The sequence below is a fragment of the Paracoccus sp. M683 genome, assembly GCF_007096355.1.
Lineage (GTDB): Bacteria > Pseudomonadota > Alphaproteobacteria > Rhodobacterales > Rhodobacteraceae > Paracoccus.
In genome coordinates this window covers 55,754-71,446 of sequence record NZ_VKDF01000002.1, presented here as the reverse complement: position 1 = coordinate 71,446, position 15,693 = coordinate 55,754, and the positions used below count along the sequence as shown (strand labels likewise).

At 64.3% G+C, this 15,693-nt stretch carries 18 protein-coding genes; 8 read left to right on the top strand and 10 right to left on the bottom strand.

What is annotated here, in order from left to right; translation table 11 throughout:
* The first annotated feature begins 30 nt into the window (after positions 1 to 30).
* On the top strand, positions 31 to 852 hold the full coding sequence (locus tag FNJ84_RS03565; protein ID WP_143791568.1) for an ABC transporter permease: 822 nt from the start codon (positions 31 to 33) through the stop codon (positions 850 to 852).
* A gap of 297 nt (positions 853 to 1,149) precedes the next feature.
* Positions 1,150 to 1,434, top strand: coding sequence for a hypothetical protein (locus FNJ84_RS03560; protein ID WP_143791565.1), 285 nt, complete (start codon positions 1,150 to 1,152; stop codon positions 1,432 to 1,434).
* A gap of 117 nt (positions 1,435 to 1,551) precedes the next feature.
* Here the strand turns inward: FNJ84_RS03560 and FNJ84_RS03555 are convergent, their stop codons facing one another.
* Positions 1,552 to 2,538 carry an asparaginase gene (locus tag FNJ84_RS03555; protein WP_143791563.1) on the bottom strand — a complete coding sequence of 329 codons (987 nt, stop codon included), beginning with the start codon at positions 2,536 to 2,538 and terminating at the stop codon, positions 1,552 to 1,554.
* 150 nt (positions 2,539 to 2,688) lie between these two features.
* Here FNJ84_RS03555 and FNJ84_RS03550 point away from each other — a divergent pair, with 150 nt between their 5' ends.
* The 3 genes from FNJ84_RS03550 (at position 2,689) to FNJ84_RS22310 (ending at position 4,880) form a co-directional block, all read left to right on the top strand.
* Positions 2,689 to 3,213: an invasion associated locus B family protein gene (locus FNJ84_RS03550; RefSeq protein WP_143791561.1), complete on the top strand. Its 525-nt coding sequence runs from the start codon at positions 2,689 to 2,691 to the stop codon at positions 3,211 to 3,213.
* 137 nt (positions 3,214 to 3,350) lie between these two features.
* Complete coding sequence (rlmN, locus tag FNJ84_RS03545; RefSeq protein ID WP_143791558.1) at positions 3,351 to 4,538, top strand: 23S rRNA (adenine(2503)-C(2))-methyltransferase RlmN; 1,188 nt, start codon at positions 3,351 to 3,353, stop codon at positions 4,536 to 4,538.
* 201 nt (positions 4,539 to 4,739) lie between these two features.
* Positions 4,740 to 4,880: a hypothetical protein gene (locus FNJ84_RS22310; protein WP_255471022.1), complete on the top strand. Its 141-nt coding sequence runs from the start codon at positions 4,740 to 4,742 to the stop codon at positions 4,878 to 4,880.
* Between the two features lie 6 nt (positions 4,881 to 4,886).
* On the opposite strand, the gene FNJ84_RS03535 is transcribed toward FNJ84_RS22310, so the two are convergent.
* Entirely contained in the window at positions 4,887 to 5,390 is a 504-nt protein-coding gene (locus FNJ84_RS03535) for a MarR family winged helix-turn-helix transcriptional regulator (protein WP_143791556.1), read from the bottom strand.
* 60 nt (positions 5,391 to 5,450) lie between these two features.
* On the opposite strand from FNJ84_RS03535, the gene FNJ84_RS03530 reads away from it, so the two are divergent.
* Entirely contained in the window at positions 5,451 to 6,392 is a 942-nt protein-coding gene (locus tag FNJ84_RS03530) for an EamA/RhaT family transporter (RefSeq protein ID WP_143791554.1), read from the top strand.
* Here the strand turns inward: FNJ84_RS03530 and FNJ84_RS03525 are convergent.
* Positions 6,358 to 7,188, bottom strand: a complete 831-nt coding sequence (locus FNJ84_RS03525; RefSeq protein ID WP_143791553.1) for a TIGR00730 family Rossman fold protein — start codon at positions 7,186 to 7,188, stop codon at positions 6,358 to 6,360. The genes FNJ84_RS03530 and FNJ84_RS03525 overlap by 35 nt on opposite strands.
* A 95-nt stretch (positions 7,189 to 7,283) precedes the next feature.
* On the opposite strand from FNJ84_RS03525, the gene dapD reads away from it, so the two are divergent.
* Positions 7,284 to 8,105: a 2,3,4,5-tetrahydropyridine-2,6-dicarboxylate N-succinyltransferase gene (gene dapD, locus FNJ84_RS03520; protein WP_143791552.1), complete on the top strand. Its 822-nt coding sequence runs from the start codon at positions 7,284 to 7,286 to the stop codon at positions 8,103 to 8,105.
* Positions 8,102 to 8,557 (top strand): YaiI/YqxD family protein, encoded by a 456-nt coding sequence (locus FNJ84_RS03515; protein ID WP_143791551.1) that lies wholly within the window; start codon positions 8,102 to 8,104, stop codon positions 8,555 to 8,557. Before dapD ends, FNJ84_RS03515 begins: the two co-directional genes overlap by 4 nt.
* Here the strand turns inward: FNJ84_RS03515 and FNJ84_RS03510 are convergent.
* From FNJ84_RS03510 to FNJ84_RS03480, 7 genes are all read right to left on the bottom strand, one after another.
* On the bottom strand, positions 8,554 to 11,391 hold the full coding sequence (locus tag FNJ84_RS03510; protein WP_185968409.1) for a GMC oxidoreductase: 2,838 nt from the start codon (positions 11,389 to 11,391) through the stop codon (positions 8,554 to 8,556). The two genes, FNJ84_RS03515 and FNJ84_RS03510, sit on opposite strands and share 4 nt — an antisense overlap.
* 84 nt (positions 11,392 to 11,475) lie before the next feature.
* Positions 11,476 to 12,273, bottom strand: a complete 798-nt coding sequence (locus FNJ84_RS03505; protein ID WP_143791549.1) for a crotonase/enoyl-CoA hydratase family protein — start codon at positions 12,271 to 12,273, stop codon at positions 11,476 to 11,478.
* A 3-nt stretch (positions 12,274 to 12,276) separates the two neighbouring features.
* Positions 12,277 to 13,206 carry an AEC family transporter gene (locus FNJ84_RS03500; RefSeq protein WP_143791548.1) on the bottom strand — a complete coding sequence of 310 codons (930 nt, stop codon included), beginning with the start codon at positions 13,204 to 13,206 and terminating at the stop codon, positions 12,277 to 12,279.
* On the bottom strand, positions 13,206 to 13,877 hold the full coding sequence (locus FNJ84_RS03495; RefSeq protein ID WP_143791547.1) for a nitroreductase family protein: 672 nt from the start codon (positions 13,875 to 13,877) through the stop codon (positions 13,206 to 13,208). Before FNJ84_RS03495 ends, FNJ84_RS03500 begins: the two co-directional genes overlap by 1 nt.
* A 20-nt stretch (positions 13,878 to 13,897) precedes the next feature.
* Positions 13,898 to 14,878: an iron exporter MbfA gene (gene mbfA / locus FNJ84_RS03490; protein ID WP_143791546.1), complete on the bottom strand. Its 981-nt coding sequence runs from the start codon at positions 14,876 to 14,878 to the stop codon at positions 13,898 to 13,900.
* Between the two features lie 14 nt (positions 14,879 to 14,892).
* Positions 14,893 to 15,177, bottom strand: coding sequence for a sulfurtransferase TusA family protein (locus FNJ84_RS03485; RefSeq protein WP_370454561.1), 285 nt, complete (start codon positions 15,175 to 15,177; stop codon positions 14,893 to 14,895).
* Positions 15,174 to 15,689 carry a DUF2478 domain-containing protein gene (locus FNJ84_RS03480; protein ID WP_143791545.1) on the bottom strand — a complete coding sequence of 172 codons (516 nt, stop codon included), beginning with the start codon at positions 15,687 to 15,689 and terminating at the stop codon, positions 15,174 to 15,176. The genes FNJ84_RS03485 and FNJ84_RS03480 overlap by 4 nt, the downstream gene beginning before the upstream one ends.
* Positions 15,690 to 15,693: the final 4 nt, after the last annotated feature.

Below are 15,693 nucleotides of genomic sequence, written 5' to 3'. Positions count from 1 at the left end.
CCGGCAGTTTGGGTCAGGCAGGTTTCAGCCTTGTTCGTACAGCACCGTAACCGCAATTTGGTCGAGGCGGCGTTCAACACGCTGCAATTGATCTATTTTCAGACCATCTATGTGCTGCGCAGCGAACATCGCAGCCCGATCATCGGCCTGTTTCTGACGATCGTGCAATCCTCGCTGATGGTGGGGATGTTTCTGCTGCTGTATCTGGTGATCGGGGTGCGGACCTCGCCCATTCGCGGCGATTTCCTGATCTTCATCATGACGGGCATCTTTGTCTTTGTGACCCATGTGCAGGCCTCGGGGGCGGTGTCGGGGTCGGGCGCGCTGACATCGGGGATGACCAAGCATGCACCGATGAACTCGGCCGTGCTGATCGCGGGGGCTGCCCTGGCGGTGCTGTATCGCCAGATGCTGAGCTGCGTGGTGATCTTGTGGCTGTATCATGCGCTGGTGACGCCGGTGGTCATCAACGATTGGGTCGGCTGTCTGGCCATGCTGATGCTGGCCTGGCTTTCAGGGTGCTGTGTCGGGCTGATCTTCCTGTCGATCCGGCCCTGGGCGCCCAAGGCCGCGGGCCTGCTGACCACGGTTTATGCGCGGTTGAACATGATCGCGTCGGGCAAGATGTTCGTGGCGAATACCTTGCCGAATTTCATGCTGCCTTATTTTGAGTGGAATCCGCTGTTCCACATTATCGACCAGACGCGGGGCTATGCCTTCATCAACTATGTGCCGCACAAGACCAACCTGGCCTATCCGATCTATTTCACCATAACCTTGGCGATGATCGGGCTGATGGCTGAATTTGTAACCCGCCGCAGCGTCTCGGCCAGCTGGTCGGCCGGGCGATAGCCTTTGTGGCCTTGCCCTGACCGGTTCGCGGGCTTCATCGGAGGATGGTCCCGGCCCTGTGTGGCAACCCCAACAGGTTGAGAGAGCGGCCCGGAATGCAACGGGTGGCCCCGTCAGCCTGTCCAAATCGGCAGATACGTCAGTTTTGATCTGTTTTTCCTTTTACACCAGTGGGCTATCGTGATTGATTGTTGGTATTCCGGTGTGATCGTGATGGCGGAGGAGGCTGTCACGCCCAATTCTGCTGGCCGGAATGTTTCACGTGTTCAGGCGACCCCACGATCAAGGACTAAGAATATGTATGGTAAACTTGTGATGACCGCTTCTGCGGTCGTGTTTGTTGCGGCCTGCTCGGTCGACCCCCGCGATTACGAAACAACGCCCGTCGTTGTCGAGACCGCCGCCGGGCCGGTGACCTGCCAGCTTTACACCAAGGAACGTGTGATCTGGGATCGCGCCATCGCGCGCCCGAACAATATGGACGTCAAGACCGCCGACAATATCTGCCTGCAAGAAGGTCAGCGCGAAAAATCCGGTGCGACGACCGCCGCCGCTGCCCCGGCAGAAGAACCCGCGCTGTAATTCGGGCTGTCCGCTTCGCCGGTCGCAAACCGGCAAGCAGGCTGCATGGCCCGGCCACTGACATAGGGCGGGTTCTTCCGCCCTGCGATCATTGTTGGCTATACCAGTACCTGCCGGTCAGGCCGGGAAACCGGCCGACCGACGCAACTGGCCGGTGACAATACCACGCCAGTTTCTCTGATCGCCGGTCAGATAGGTCTCGACCACCGGATGATCCGGGTCCAGCACGCCCAGATGCACCATCAGCGCAGTGATGGCGGCCTCGCTGGCGCGGGTGCCACCGTCCAGGATCTTCAGGGCGACGCCAAGCTGCTTTTCGGGGATGATCGCAACAAAGACGGCCTCGGCCCCGGTCTTGACGGCGACGCGACCGTTCATCGCGCGCATCAGCGCGGTGCAGGCCCGGCCCTTGCCGGCCACCAGTTCGGGAAAGGCGCACATCGCCTGGACCAGCGCGGTCATCGCTTCGCCCCGCGCGCCGCCACCCGGCGCGGCAAAGGCGGCCATGGCACGGGCCAACCCGGTCACCGTGCAGGCGTGATTGGGCGCCGAGCAGCCGTCGATGCCAAAGCCGGGACTGGTCTCGCCTGTCACCTCTTCAAAGGCGGCCTTTCCGGCCAGCTGAACCGGATGATCAGGCTCGACATATTCGCTGCCGCCTTTCAGGTGCTGGTTCAGCGTCAGGAAGCCGGCATGCTTGCCGGAACAGTTGTTGTGCAGCTGACAGGGGCTGGTCCCAGAGCAGGTCAGCCGCGCGGCCTCGTCCTTGTCGCCGGGCATATGCGAGCCGCAGCGCAGGTCGCGTTCCGACATCCCGCGGGCCTTCAGCCAGCTATCCACGCGCTCGACATGAAGCGCTGCGCCATTGTGGCTGGCACAGGCCAGCGCCAGTTGTTCGGGTTGCAGCCCCGCCGCGCGCGCCGCGCCGCTTTCCAGAAGCGGCAGTGCCTGGATCATCTTGCAAGAGGATCGGGGGAAGATGACCGCATCGGGATCGCCCCAGGCCTGGACCACGCCCGAGGGATCGCACACCACCGCATGCCCCCGATGGACGCTTTCCAGCATGTCGCCCCGCCACAACTCGATCAGATCCATCGCCGCCATTTGCACTTTTCCCTGACAATTGCGCGATTTCCCGCCAATGGGCCTTTTTCGCGCCGATGATTTTGCGTTATCCTGCCGGCAGTCGGTTGAAAACGCCACCGCAATCGGAAAGAACGCCGGAAAACCGGCGAGTTGGCAGGAGGCCAGAGCATGAAATCATTTACCCTGCGCGGCACGGTTGCCATTGCAGTTCTAGCCGGGGCGATGACCACCGCCCAGGCCCAGGAAACCACGAATGTTGTCGCGACCGAGGGCGACTGGACGGTGTTCGCCATGGACAGCCCCAAGGAATGCTGGGCGGTTTCGCCCCCGACCTCGACGAAGAACACCGATGCCCAGGGCAATGCGAAAGACGTGACGCGCGGTGATATCCGCCTGTACGTCGCCTATCGCCCCGGCCAGGAAGGCGAGATTTCCTTCTCGGGCGGTTATCCTTTCGCGCCGGATTCCACCGTCGAGGTCGCGGTCGCTGGCCAGAAGTTCAACCTGTTCACCGAAGGCGAAAGCGCCTGGACCGGCAGCCCGGCCGAGGATGGCAAGCTGATCGGCGCGCTGCGTGCAGGATCCAGCGCGGTGATCACCGGGCGGTCCTCGCGCGGGACTGTGACGGCGGATACGTTCAGCCTGTCGGGCATTACCGCTGCCACGAACACCGCGCGCGAGCGTTGCAAATAGACCGGGTCCTGGGGCTGGTGCCCCCGTCGCTTTTCGGCGACTCTCGGGGGATATTTGGGGCATGATGAAAGGGTCGGTTGATTTGCCGGCCCTTTTCTCTTATCTGCATGTCTTTCACGCCAGATCCCGGTAGCGCCATGACCGCCCTTGTTCCGTCCGCCCCCATCACGCAGGACGTTCTGACCATTCCCCGCAAGCTGCCCGAGGGCGGCCCCGTGAACATTGTCGGGCTGACCCGCGACCAGCTGCGCGATGCGCTGGTCGAGGCCGGGACGCCCGAGAAACAGGCAAAGATGCGGGTTGGGCAGGTCTGGCAGTGGATTTATCACTGGGGCGTGCGCGATTTCGGGCAGATGACGAACCTGGCCAAGGACTATCGCGCCCTGCTGGCCGAGCGGTTCGAGATCGCCCTGCCGGAGGTGGTGACACGGCAGGTCAGCGCCGATGGCACGCGGAAATATCTGCTGCGCATCGCCGGCGGTCACGAAGTCGAGGCGGTCTATATCCCCGAAGAGAATCGGGGGACGCTGTGCATCTCGTCTCAGGTCGGGTGCACGCTGACCTGTTCCTTCTGCCATACCGGGACGCAGAAACTGGTGCGCAACCTGACCCCGGCCGAGATTGTGGGCCAGGTTCTGGTGGCGCGCGACGATCTGGAAGAATGGCCGATTCCCGGTGCGCCCAAGGATGAAACCCGGCTGGTCAGCAATGTCGTGCTGATGGGCATGGGCGAGCCGTTGTATAATTTCGACAATGTCCGCGATGCCATGAAGGTGGTGATGGATAATGAGGGGCTCAGCCTGTCGCGCCGTCGCATCACCTTGTCGACCAGCGGCGTCGTGCCCGAAATCGCCCGCACCGCCGAGGAAATCGGCTGTTTGCTGGCCGTCAGTTTCCACGCCACCACCGACGAGGTGCGCGACCGGCTGGTGCCGATCAACAAGCGCTGGAACATAAAGACCTTGCTGGATGCGTTGCGCGAATACCCGCGCCTGTCGAACAGCGAACGCATCACCTTTGAATATGTGATGCTGGATGGGGTGAACGACAGCGATGCCGACGCCCGCCGGCTGGTCAAGCTGATCCAGGGTATTCCGGCCAAGATCAACCTGATCCCCTTCAACGAATGGCCCGGCGCGCCCTATAAGCGCAGCAGCTGGGAGCGGATCGAGGCCTTTGCCGACATCGTCCACAAAGCCGGCTATGCCAGCCCCATCCGCACCCCGCGCGGCGAGGATATCATGGCAGCCTGCGGGCAGCTGAAATCCGCGACCGAGCGTGGGCGGAAAAGCAAGGCGCAGATTGCTGCCGAGGCGCAGGGCTGACGACTGCGAACGACAAATATCCTGTTCATTTGCGGCAAAGCCCGGAAATGAAGCCCGACGGCGGCCGCGGTTGCCGCCGACCTTCTTGGGCAGCCGACTGATTTCGCCGGGCTTAGTGCGGATGCGGATGAAAGGGTCGGCCCCGAACATCTGGCTTGTGCCGACATCATCGCGGTCATGGTAAAGGCGCAATTGTCGCGGATGAAGCGTCAGCTGGGCGCGTCTTTAAAGGTTAAGCGTCTGGTTTGCCTGGATATTCCTGACGATTATGAGTTCATGAAGCCTGAATTGGTCGAACTTGTGACCAAAAGGCTGGGGCGGATCAGCAGGACAGGTGGCTAGCGTTTCTCAGGCAGGATCCGGCAGTTCTGCGCGCAGCTTGCGCAGCAGCCCGTTAAGCTGGTCGCGCTCGTCGGGGGTCAGCACTGCCAGCAGTCGCGTCTCGTTCGCGGCATGGGGCACCACGGCGGCCTCGACCAGATCGCGGCCCTGATCGGTCAGGCTGACCAGCGTGCCGCGCCGGTCGTCGGGATTGGGCTGGCGTGCGATCAGCCCGCGCTTTTCCAGCCGGTCCAGCCGCGCCGTCATGCCGCCCGAGGTCATCATCGTGGCCTCGTAAAGATCGGTCGGCGTCAGGGTAAAGGGCGCGCCGGACCGGCGCAGCGTGGCCAGCACGTCGAATTCCCCGCGTTGCAGGCCGAAGCCCGCGAAATGAGGTTCCAGATGATCGCGGCCGATCACGGCTGACAGGTCGTTCAGGCGACCGATCACCTCCATCGCCAGAACATCCATCCCCGGCATTTCCTTGCGCCATTCTGCCACGGCCCGCGCCGCCCGATCCTGTTCAGACATTTATCTTGCCATAAAGATACTTTCTGGTAAGATAATATCATCGAATCGGAGGAATCTGCAATGCGTAATCTTACCCAGCCGCAGGGCGGCGCGGGGCTGACGCTGCTTTGCCTGTCGATTGCCGGTGTATCGTTGGCCGTCGTGGTCCTGATTTCCAAGGCGGTGGCCCAGCAAGGCGTGCCGATGCTGTGGTTTCTGACCGTGGTTCTGGCGCTGTCGGGGCTGGTGCAACTGGCTATCGCCGCGCGGTTGGGGCAGATGCGGGGCTGGCGGCGGATGATGCCCTATTCGGTCGGTGCGGGGGCGATCGGGGCGTTGCCATCCGCGCTTGGATATCTGTCGGTGGCCCATGTTGGCGCGGGCTATATGTCGATGACCTTTGCCTTCCCGATCCTGCTGACCTGGGTTTTTGCCCGCCTGCTGGGGATGGAGGGGCGCGATCCGCGCCGGTTGCTGGCCGTGCTGTTGGGGCTGGGCGGAGGCGTCATTCTGGCGCTGGGCAAGCTGGGCAGCGTCTCAGGCGCTGCGACGGGGTGGGTGCTGCTGGCCAGCGCGATTCCGGTCATCATCGCGGCGGGCAATATCTTTCGCACCCGCTATTGGCCCGACGGCGCGCAGCCTGTGGCGCTGGCGGCGCTGCTGCTGCTGACGGGTGCGGTGCTGACGGCGCCCTTCGCGCTGGCCATCGAGGGAAGCCCGGCGCCGCTGTTAGCCAACGACACCGTGCGCGTGCTGTTGCTGGTCGATGTCGCGGTGTTCGTGGTGCAATACATCGCATATTTCAATTTGCAACGGATCGGCGGGCCGGTCACGCTGTCGCTGATGGGGCCGGTCGCGGCGGTCGTCGGTGCCATTGCCGCGATGCCGCTGTTCGGCGAGGCGTTGCCACACGGCTTTGCCCTGGCCGGGGCGCTGGTTGCGGCAGGCGTGGTCCTGATGCTGTGGCGCGGGCGTTTACGCCTGACGCTCAGCGCCGCTCCGCCGGCTTCCAATTGTCGATGATCTCGACGGCCTGATCCGCGGTCTCGACGAAATGGAACAGATCCAGATCCGACTGGCTGATCGTGCCCGCCTCGGCCAGCGCCTGCCAGTCGATCACCTTGTCCCAGAATTCGCGCCCGAACAGCAGGACCGGGATCGGGGTCATCCGCCCGGTCTGGATCAGGGTCAGGGTCTCGAACAGTTCATCCATGGTGCCGAAGCCGCCGGGAAAGACCGTGATCGCCGCCGCGCGCATCAGGAAATGCATCTTGCGGATGGCGAAATAGTGGAAGTTGAACGACAGGTCCGGCGTCACATAGGGGTTCGGCGCCTGTTCATGGGGCAGCACGATGTTCAGCCCGATGGACTGGCCGCCGGCCTCTTGCGCGCCCAGATTGCCGGCCTCCATCACGCCGGGACCGCCGCCGGTACAGATCACATATTCGCGGCCATAGGTCTTCATGCTGCGCTCGGTCATCAGATAGGCAAAGCGCCGGGCCTCGTCGTAATATTTCGACAGCTCGGCCAGCGTCTTGGTCCGCGCCTTGTCGGCATCGGCTGGTGCGGGAATCCGGGCGCCGCCAAACATGACCACGGTGGTTTCAATCCCGCGTTCGTCCATGATCATCTGCGGCTTCAGCAGTTCCAGCTGAAAGCGGACCGGCCGCAATTCTTCGCGCAGCAGGAAATCGGGATCCATAAAGGCCAGCCGATAGGCCGGCGCGCGGGTCTGCGGCGTGTCGGGCGTGTGCTGGGCGGCGGCGGCGTCCTGATGGCTGGCGCGGAACGGGTGGGCGCGGTCGTCGTCTTTGCTCATCTAATCCTCGGCATTGGCGGGTGGCGCGATTGCGCCCACAGGCTTCCACGCTTATAGCCGATGAAACCTTAACACCACCCAAAGAGAGGCCTGCCATGACCGCTGCATTGGAAACCGCCATCGAAGCCGCTTGGGAACACCGGGCGGACATCACGCCGGCGACCAAGGGTGAATCGCGCGAGGCCATTGAAGAGGCCCTGAACCGGCTCGATTCGGGCGCGCTGCGGGTGGCGGAAAAGCGCGGCAATGACTGGCATGTGAACCAATGGGCCAAAAAGGCCGTGCTGCTGGGGTTCCGGCTGAATGACATGGGGCCGATGTCCGGCGCGCCCGAAGGGTCGAGCTGGTGGGACAAGGTGCCGACCAAGTTCGAGGGCTGGGGCGACAACCAGTGGCGCGCGGCGGGCTTTCGCGCCGTTCCGGGCGCGATCGTGCGGCGTTCGGCCTTTATCGCCAAAGGCGCGGTGCTGATGCCCTCTTTCGTGAACCTGGGCGCGCATGTGGGTGAGGGCACCATGGTCGACACCTGGGCCACGGTGGGTTCCTGCGCGCAGATCGGCAAGAACGTGCACCTGTCGGGTGGCGTCGGCATCGGTGGCGTGCTGGAACCCTTGCAGGCCGGCCCGACGATCATCGAGGATGATTGCTTCATCGGCGCCCGGTCCGAGGTGGTCGAGGGCTGCATCGTCCGCGAAGGCAGCGTTCTGGGCATGGGCGTATTCATCGGCCAGTCGACCAAGATCGTCGACCGCGAGACGGGCGAGGTCATGTATGGCGAGGTTCCCGCCGGTTCGGTGGTGGTGGCAGGGTCCATGCCGTCGAAGAACGGGATCAACCTTTACTGCGCGGTTATCGTGAAGCGCGTGGACGCCAAGACCCGCAGCAAGACCTCGATCAACGAGCTGCTGCGCGATTGACCACGCTTTACATCGACGCCGATGCCTGCCCGGTCAAGGCCGAGGCCGAACGGGTCACGACGCGCCTGCGCGTGCCCATGGTGCTGGTCTGCAATGGCGGGCTGCGGATGCCCGCCAATCCCCTGGTGACGCTGAAGATCGTGGCGGAAGGGCCGGACGAGGCTGACAAATGGATCGCGGATCAATGCGGGCCGGGCGATGTGGTGGTGACCAGCGACCTGCCGCTGGCCGATCGCTGCCTGAAGGCGGGGGCGCTGGTGATCCAGCACGACGGCGAGGTGCTGACGGTTGCCAATATCGGGCCAAGGCTGGCCACGCGCGATCTGATGGCTGATATCCGCTCGGCCGATCCGTTCCATCAGGGCGGCGGCAAGGGCTTTGGCAAGGCCGAGCGCGCGCAGTTCCTGCAATCGCTGGATCGCGTGCTGGGGCAGGCGCGGCGCCTGACCTAACGGCGCAGGCGGCCGGTGATCTTTCCGGCGGTCTGCCGCGCCTTTCCGCGCAGTTTTTCCCTGGTTGCGGCCAGCGGCAACGGGATCGCGGCCCCGCCACGCGCCGCCGAATAGCGCAGGGCCGCCAGCAGCTCTACGTCCTCCAGCGCGGCCCAGGGGGCATAGGGCGGCGGCGCTGCGCTGCGGGCGGCCTCGCCCATGCGCGTCAGCAGTTCCGCCACCGCGATCTGTTCATCCGTCAGTCGATGGCCGGCATGGGGGCCGGCATAGGGATTGTCCCACCGGATTTCGCCATCGGGCGTCAGGACAGACAGCGCGGTCAAGGCGCCGCCCTGCTGTTCGCGCCGGATTGGGGACAGCAACGGCTGGCCGCCGGGGCCGCCATTCGCGAACAGCGCCTGTCCCGTCCGCAGCGTTCCCTGTGTTCCGCAGACGCGGATTTCACCAGCTGGACGATGTGGGTTGGCGGCATAGCTGGCCGAGTAATTGTTGATCAGAAAACTGCCATCAGTGAACCTGACCGAGCCAAGCGCCCAAGCCTCGTCGTCATTCAGTGCGGCAATCCTGCCATTGGCCAGATCCGGGCGACGTTCGCGCCCCATCAGCGTCCGCAGCAGGCCGATGCCGTGATAGTCGTAGACGGCGAAATCATTGACGACGGCTTCGATCTTGCCGATCAGCCCCAGCCCGATCAGCTTTTGCCACAATTGATATTCGGGCAGGAAGGGAAACTGCTCGGCCACGCCGACCAGACGGCCAGCCTTGCCGATCTGGCGCAGCAACTTGCGGCCCCTTACCTCGTTCCAGCAAAAGGGCGTTTCCAGCAGCAGCGGCACGTCCAGGCCGATCAGTGACGGATAAAGACCGTCATTCATCGACGGCGGCAGCGCCACGACAAGAAAATCCGGCCGGCCCTCGGCCACAAGGCGGCCAGGATCGGTATGTGCGGTCCAGCCTGTCTGGCTGGCGATGCGGGCTGCGCCCTCGTCGCTGCCGGTGACGGCGCCGACGACCTCCAGCCGGTCGGCAAGCGCCTGCGTGACGGGGTGATAGATTGTGGCGACGCGATTGCCGCCGCCGATAAAGCCGATGCGCAAGCGGCGCGGGCGTGCAACGCTGGCTGGCGGCGCGGATGGGCCGGACAATATCTGCTGTTTCAGATGGTCGGCCAACCGGATGCCAAGCGCAAGGATGGTCTGCGTCGGGTTCATATGTCCGGGTGTCGAGAAAACCGAGCTGCCCGCGACATACACACCCTCGACGCCATGCAGCTTGCAATTGGCATCGACGACGCCGGTGGCGGGGTCGTCGGACATGCGCGTCGTGCAGGATGGGTGGGCCAGATCGGTCAGCCCCTGCGACCAGTCGTCGAAATCACCGTCCAGCCAGTCGGGCCGCGCCGGAGGCGCAAGGCCAAGCCTGTCGGTTTCGGCGTGAAACATCCCGGCCATGGCGCGGGCCGTGCGAAATTCCCGATCCGAGATGCGCCAGTCGATCTTGGCAATGGGTTGGCCAAGCCGGTTTGTCCGCGAGGACAGGGTCACGCGGCTGTCAGGGTCAAGTTCCTGTTCCAGGACGCATCCCAACAACGTCAGCTGTGGCAGGTTCAACGGCGGCGTTCCCCTGACAAAGCGATCGCGGACCGAGACTGCCAGATCGCCCGGACGCCGCAATGCCTGCGACAGGTTTCTGGCGGCTGTGCCCGCATCCTTTTGCTTTGCGGCTCTTGCCCCGTTTGCCAGCGTGCTCAGCGCATTCAGGCGGCTGCCAAAATCGACGATATGGATCGTCGCGTTCAGCAGCTGCTTGTCTCTTTGGGTGGCTTCCGCGGTTCGGACGCCCATGCAATAGATCGTCTTGGAATCAGCGGCCGAATGCCAGCGACTGCCGAACCGGCGCCGGATCTGTTTGCCGCCGCCATCGGTATAGCGACCGATTTCCGAGAAATGATGATCCGTCAGATGGCGTCCGACCTGATCGTGATCATTGCCCAGGCCTTTGGGATTGCCGCTGCGGGACGCAAGCAGCAGCCGGGCATTTTCGATCCCGCCACAGGCCAGGACGATGCGCCGGCCGTGGAACCTGTCCTGCTGCCCATCCGACCGTGCGACCAGAACCGAACGCGCCGCCGTCGCGCTGGCCGGGTCAACCTCGATTTCCAGGGCCGTGGCGTTCAGGACAATGTCGATATCGGTGCTGTCGGTCAGCGGTTTGCGCAGCCTTTCGCCCAGATTGACCGCCGAGGTCCGGCCCGAATGCTGCAAAACCCCGGTCCCTGCGGCGTCGATCACTTCGGCATCGGCCAACTGGCGCAACAGCGACATGCCGTCATTGTCGGCATTGCTGAATTGCCAGACCGCATCGCGAAAGACGGCACTGTCCCATGGCGGCTTGTCAAAGCCCTGGTAAAGATCGTGGCCGGCCTCGGCCCCGGACAAGGTTGCCGACAGCCCCAGATAGGGGCCGGCGCGGTGGTAATAGGGCCGCAGGGTCGCCGCGCTGATCGGCCAGCCGGATCGCGGCAGCCAGGGCCGGGCGTGAAAGTCGATATCGTCCAGCATGCCGCAACGGCCGGTCCAGATGGCGCTGGTGCCGCCAAGACCCCGGCTGCGCGTTTCGGCATGAGGCGCACGCGCATGTCCGACATTCTCGAACGCATCCAGATCGTCGGCCGCGCCGTTGCGTTCCTTGCCGCCACTTTCCAGAACCGCAACCCGCAGACCGCTGCCCAGAAACTCGGCCGCGATGGCCAATCCCGCAGGGCCCGCACCGATGATGATCAGGTCATATTCTGCCGCCTGCACAGGCTGGTCGTTCAGGTCTTTCAGGCTCACGCTGGCCCCCATGCTGATGCCAGTGAAGCCTATAGCAATAACGCTGCAACACAATGCGCCAGTCAGGGGCCGGGTGGCTGGTCCTTACTCGGGTTTGACCTTCGCCGCCGTTCCCTTGGCAAAAGCCTCAAGCCGGGCCTTGGCGGCTTCCTGGGTGTTGACCACGCCGGCCACGACCGCCTCGGCATAGGCGGCATCCAGCGCCGACATGTTCTGCATATGACTGATGGCCGAGCAGATGGCGAAATTCGACAAGGGCGGGTTTTGGGCTGCGGCGCGGGCGATGTCCCAGGCCTTCGCCTCGGCATCCTCGACCATGTATTGACACAGGCCCACATCCACCGCCTCGGCGCCGCGATACAGACGCCCCGACAGCATCATGTCGATCATCCGCGCCTTGCCGATCAGATCGGCCACGCGGATCGTCGCGCCGCCGCCGGTGAACAGCCCGCGCTGGCCCTCGGGCAGGCCGAAATAGGTGTCCATCGACGCCACGCGGATATGGGCCGCCGAGGCCAGTTCCAGCCCGCCGCCGACGACCGCGCCTTTCAAGACGGCGATGATCGGCACGCCGCCATATTCCATCTTGTTGAAGGCCTCGTGCCAGCGCAGGCAGACATGCATGAAATCGCTGGCGCTGCGCTGTTCGCGGTGATGTTCCACCAGATCCAAACCGGCGCTGAAATGATCGCCATTGGCGCGCAGGATCGCGGCCTTGACGCCGGCGCGCGGCAGGGTGGTAAAGATGTCGACCAACTCGTCGATGGTGGCAAGATCCAGCGCGTTACGCTTGGCCGGGCGGTTCAGGGTGACGGTGGCGATGCCATCGGCATCCACGTCAAGCAGGATGTTCTGCAATTGCAGGTCAGAGATATTGCGCATGGCTCAGCCTTGAGTAATCCAGTGAATGACCAGGGGAATAGTGACGATGCTGGCCGCCGTCGAGATCAGGATCGCCGACGAGACCCGCTGCACGCCCACCCCGAAATACTGCGCCAGGATATAGACATTGCCGGCCACCGGCAGGGCGGCGGCGGCCACCATGACGCCGGCGGCAAAGGGCTCGACCTTGAAGATCAGGAAGGCGGCGATGCCAACGGCCAAAGGGTGCAGGAACAGCTTGGCGAATGACAGCCACAGCGCCGGGCCGGTGCGGGCAAGCTGAATGCCGGTCAGACTGGCGCCGATGGCGAACAGCGCGCCGGGCGTCGCGGCAGCACCCAGGATCGACAGATATTCATCCAGCGCGGCCGGCATGGGCAGGCGGAACCAGCCCCAGGCCAGCCCCGCCAGCATCGACACGACCATGGGATTGGCGGCGACCCCCTTCAGCGCCGGCCAAATCACCGCCAGCCGGAAGCGTCCCTGCCGCGCCACGCCGATCACCAGCGTGATCAGCGTCGAAAACACGATCGTGTCGATGGCCAGCACCAGCAGAACCGATCCCACGGCGCGCTCGCCCAGCAGCACCAGCAGCATCGGCACGCCCAGAAAGCCGGTATTGCCGATCATGCAGCATTGCGCCTCGATCGCCATCTCATCCAGCGGCAACCCGCGCCGGCGCGCAACAGCCATGCCGATCACCCAGATCAGCACCGACCCCGACAGATAGGCCGCCACAAAGCGGGCATCGAACAGTTCGGCCAGATCAAGCTGTGACGAAAACCGGAACAGCATCGCCGACAGGGCGAAGTAGAATACGAATTTGGTCAGCCAGGCCGCGGCCTCGGACGGGATGATCCGCAGACGCACGGCTAGCCAGCCGGTGCCGATCAGCAGAAAGAAGGGTAGCGTCTTCAGGAAGATCGGCAGCATCAGAAGACGGACATGATCTGTGACAGGGGCTTCTTGCGCTTGGCTGCCGCCGGCACGGTCGCGGCGGGTGATGGCAGCCCGACCGGCAGGATCATCACCGGCTTTTCATTCTCGGGCCGATGGCACAGCGCATTCAGGAATTTCATCGGATTGGGCGTATGTTCCAGCGTCACCAGCCCGGCATGATGGATCGCGGCGATCAGCATGCCACAGGCGATGCCCACGCTTTCGGGCACATAATAATGCTTGTGCCGCCCACCCTCGTCGTCCAGCCCGTAACGCTGGGCGAATACCACGATCAGCCAGGGCGCGATGGTCAGATGCGGCTTTTCGGGGCCGGTGCCGACCGGCTCCAGCGCGGTCAGCCATTCATCACCGCCACCGCCCGCATAAAAGGCGCGCTCTTCCTCTTCGGCTGCCTCGCGGATGCGGGCCTTCATGGCGGGATCGGCAATCGCCACGAAATGCCAGGGCTGCTGGTTGGCGCCCGAAGGCGCGGTGCCGGCGGCCTCGATACAGGCCTCGATCACGGCGCGTTCGACCGGATCGGGGGCGAAATCGCGCACCGAATGGCGACGGCGCATATAGTCGCGATATGCCTGCACCTGCTGCAAGGACGCGCCTGGCGACAGCTGCACCCGGTCAGGCAACGGCAGCGGAACATAGCTCATGGCATCCTCCCTTGGCGGGGTCAGCCTGATCCGATCAGCACCCCGGTGGCAAAGACCAAACCACCGCCGACCACCACTTGCAAGGCGGCGCGCCAGAAAGGCGTCTTCATAAAACGATTCTGGATCCAGGCAATCGCCCAAAGCTCGACGAAAACGACGATCATGGCGGTGATTGTTGCAGTCCAGAAATGCGGGATCAGATAGGGCAGCGCATGGCCCAGCCCGCCAATCGCCGTCATCACCCCCGATGCGATGCCTCGCTTGATCGGAGAGCCGCGCCCCGACACCACGCCGTCATCGGATGCGGCCTCGGTAAAGCCCATGCTGATCCCGGCCCCCAGGCTGGCGGCCAGCCCGACCAGAAAGGTCGTCCAGGTATCCTGCGTGGCAAAGGCCGTGGCAAAGATCGGCGCCAGGGTCGAGACCGAGCCATCCATCAACCCCGCCAGCCCCGGCTGCACCCAGGTCAGCACAAAGCCGCGATGCGCGGCCTCGTCCTCGTCAGCCTTTGCCGCGCTGGTCAAGTGCTGCTGCGCCAGCTCATCGGCCCGCTGTTCATGGCCCATCTCGGCAGCGGCCAGATCGCCCAGCAGCTTGCGCGTCGCCGCATCGCTGCTGCGCTGGGCGGCACGGGTATAAAAACTGGCCGCCGCCCGCTCCATATGCGCGGATTCGGCACGGATCGAGCGCAGCGACAGGTTCTGCATCATCCAGGCCGGCCGCCGCGCGTGATACCCCGCCACATGCTCGCGCCGCACCAGCGGAATCGCCTGCCCGAACCGCGCCTGATGCGCCTCGATCAGCAATTGGCGATGGCTGTCCTCTTCCTCGGCCATGCCATCGAAAATCGCCGCCGTGGCCGGATATTCCTCGCGCAGAAAGGCGGCCCAGTTACGATAGATCCGGGCGTCATCCTCTTCGGCCGAGATCGCCAGTGCCAGCACTTCCTGTTCACTCAACTCGGAAAAGGTCTTTCGGCCGGCAAACGAGATCAACGCCATGTCATCATCCGTGTCTAAATATCCCTGGGGGTGAGGCCGCTTGCGGCCGAGGGGGCCAGCGGCCCCCTTTCCACCGTATATTCCCGCGCCCCGCCAGCCAGATCGCGCGTGCCGATCAACCTGTGACCACCCTGGGCGCAGAAATGTGGCACGTCGATCACGGCGGCCGGATCAGTGGCGATCAGCCGCAGCCGCGTGCCGGGCGGGGAAGCCATCAGCCGCTTGCGCAACCGCAGAACCGGCAGGGGGCAAAGCAGCCCGCGCGCATCGACCTCGTCTTTCTCGCCAATGGCCATCATGCGGCCGCGCCACTGGCCGCGCGGCGGCACCAGCCGGCCAGCGATTGCGGATCAAGCCATTCGGCGAACTCACCGGCAAAGCCGTCAAAGGCGGCGCGCTGTTCGGCCGGCACATGGATCAGCACCGGAATGCCCCGGTCCAGCGCCTGCGCGATCAGCTCGCGAAACCCCAGGCCCGATGCCTCCTGCCTGCCGAACTTGGGCAGGATGCACAGATCGGCCCCCTCGGCCAGTCGTGCCGATACCCGCCCCGCCGCGACTTGCAGCGCCCCGGTATCCAGCCGGCAACCGCTGGAGCCCGCACCAAGCGATTGCGAGATGCGAATGGCTGATCCGTCCTCGCCCAGCACCCGCAGGTCCATGTCACAGGCGCAATCGGGATCGGGCGCGGTATTGACCTGCACCGCGCCTTTGACCAGCAGCCCTTCGGCCGTCAACTGCGTGGCCAGCAATTCCAGCATCCGGTCGGCGGTGCCGGCTTCGGCATTGGTCAGGGTGAAACAACCCAGCATGGCG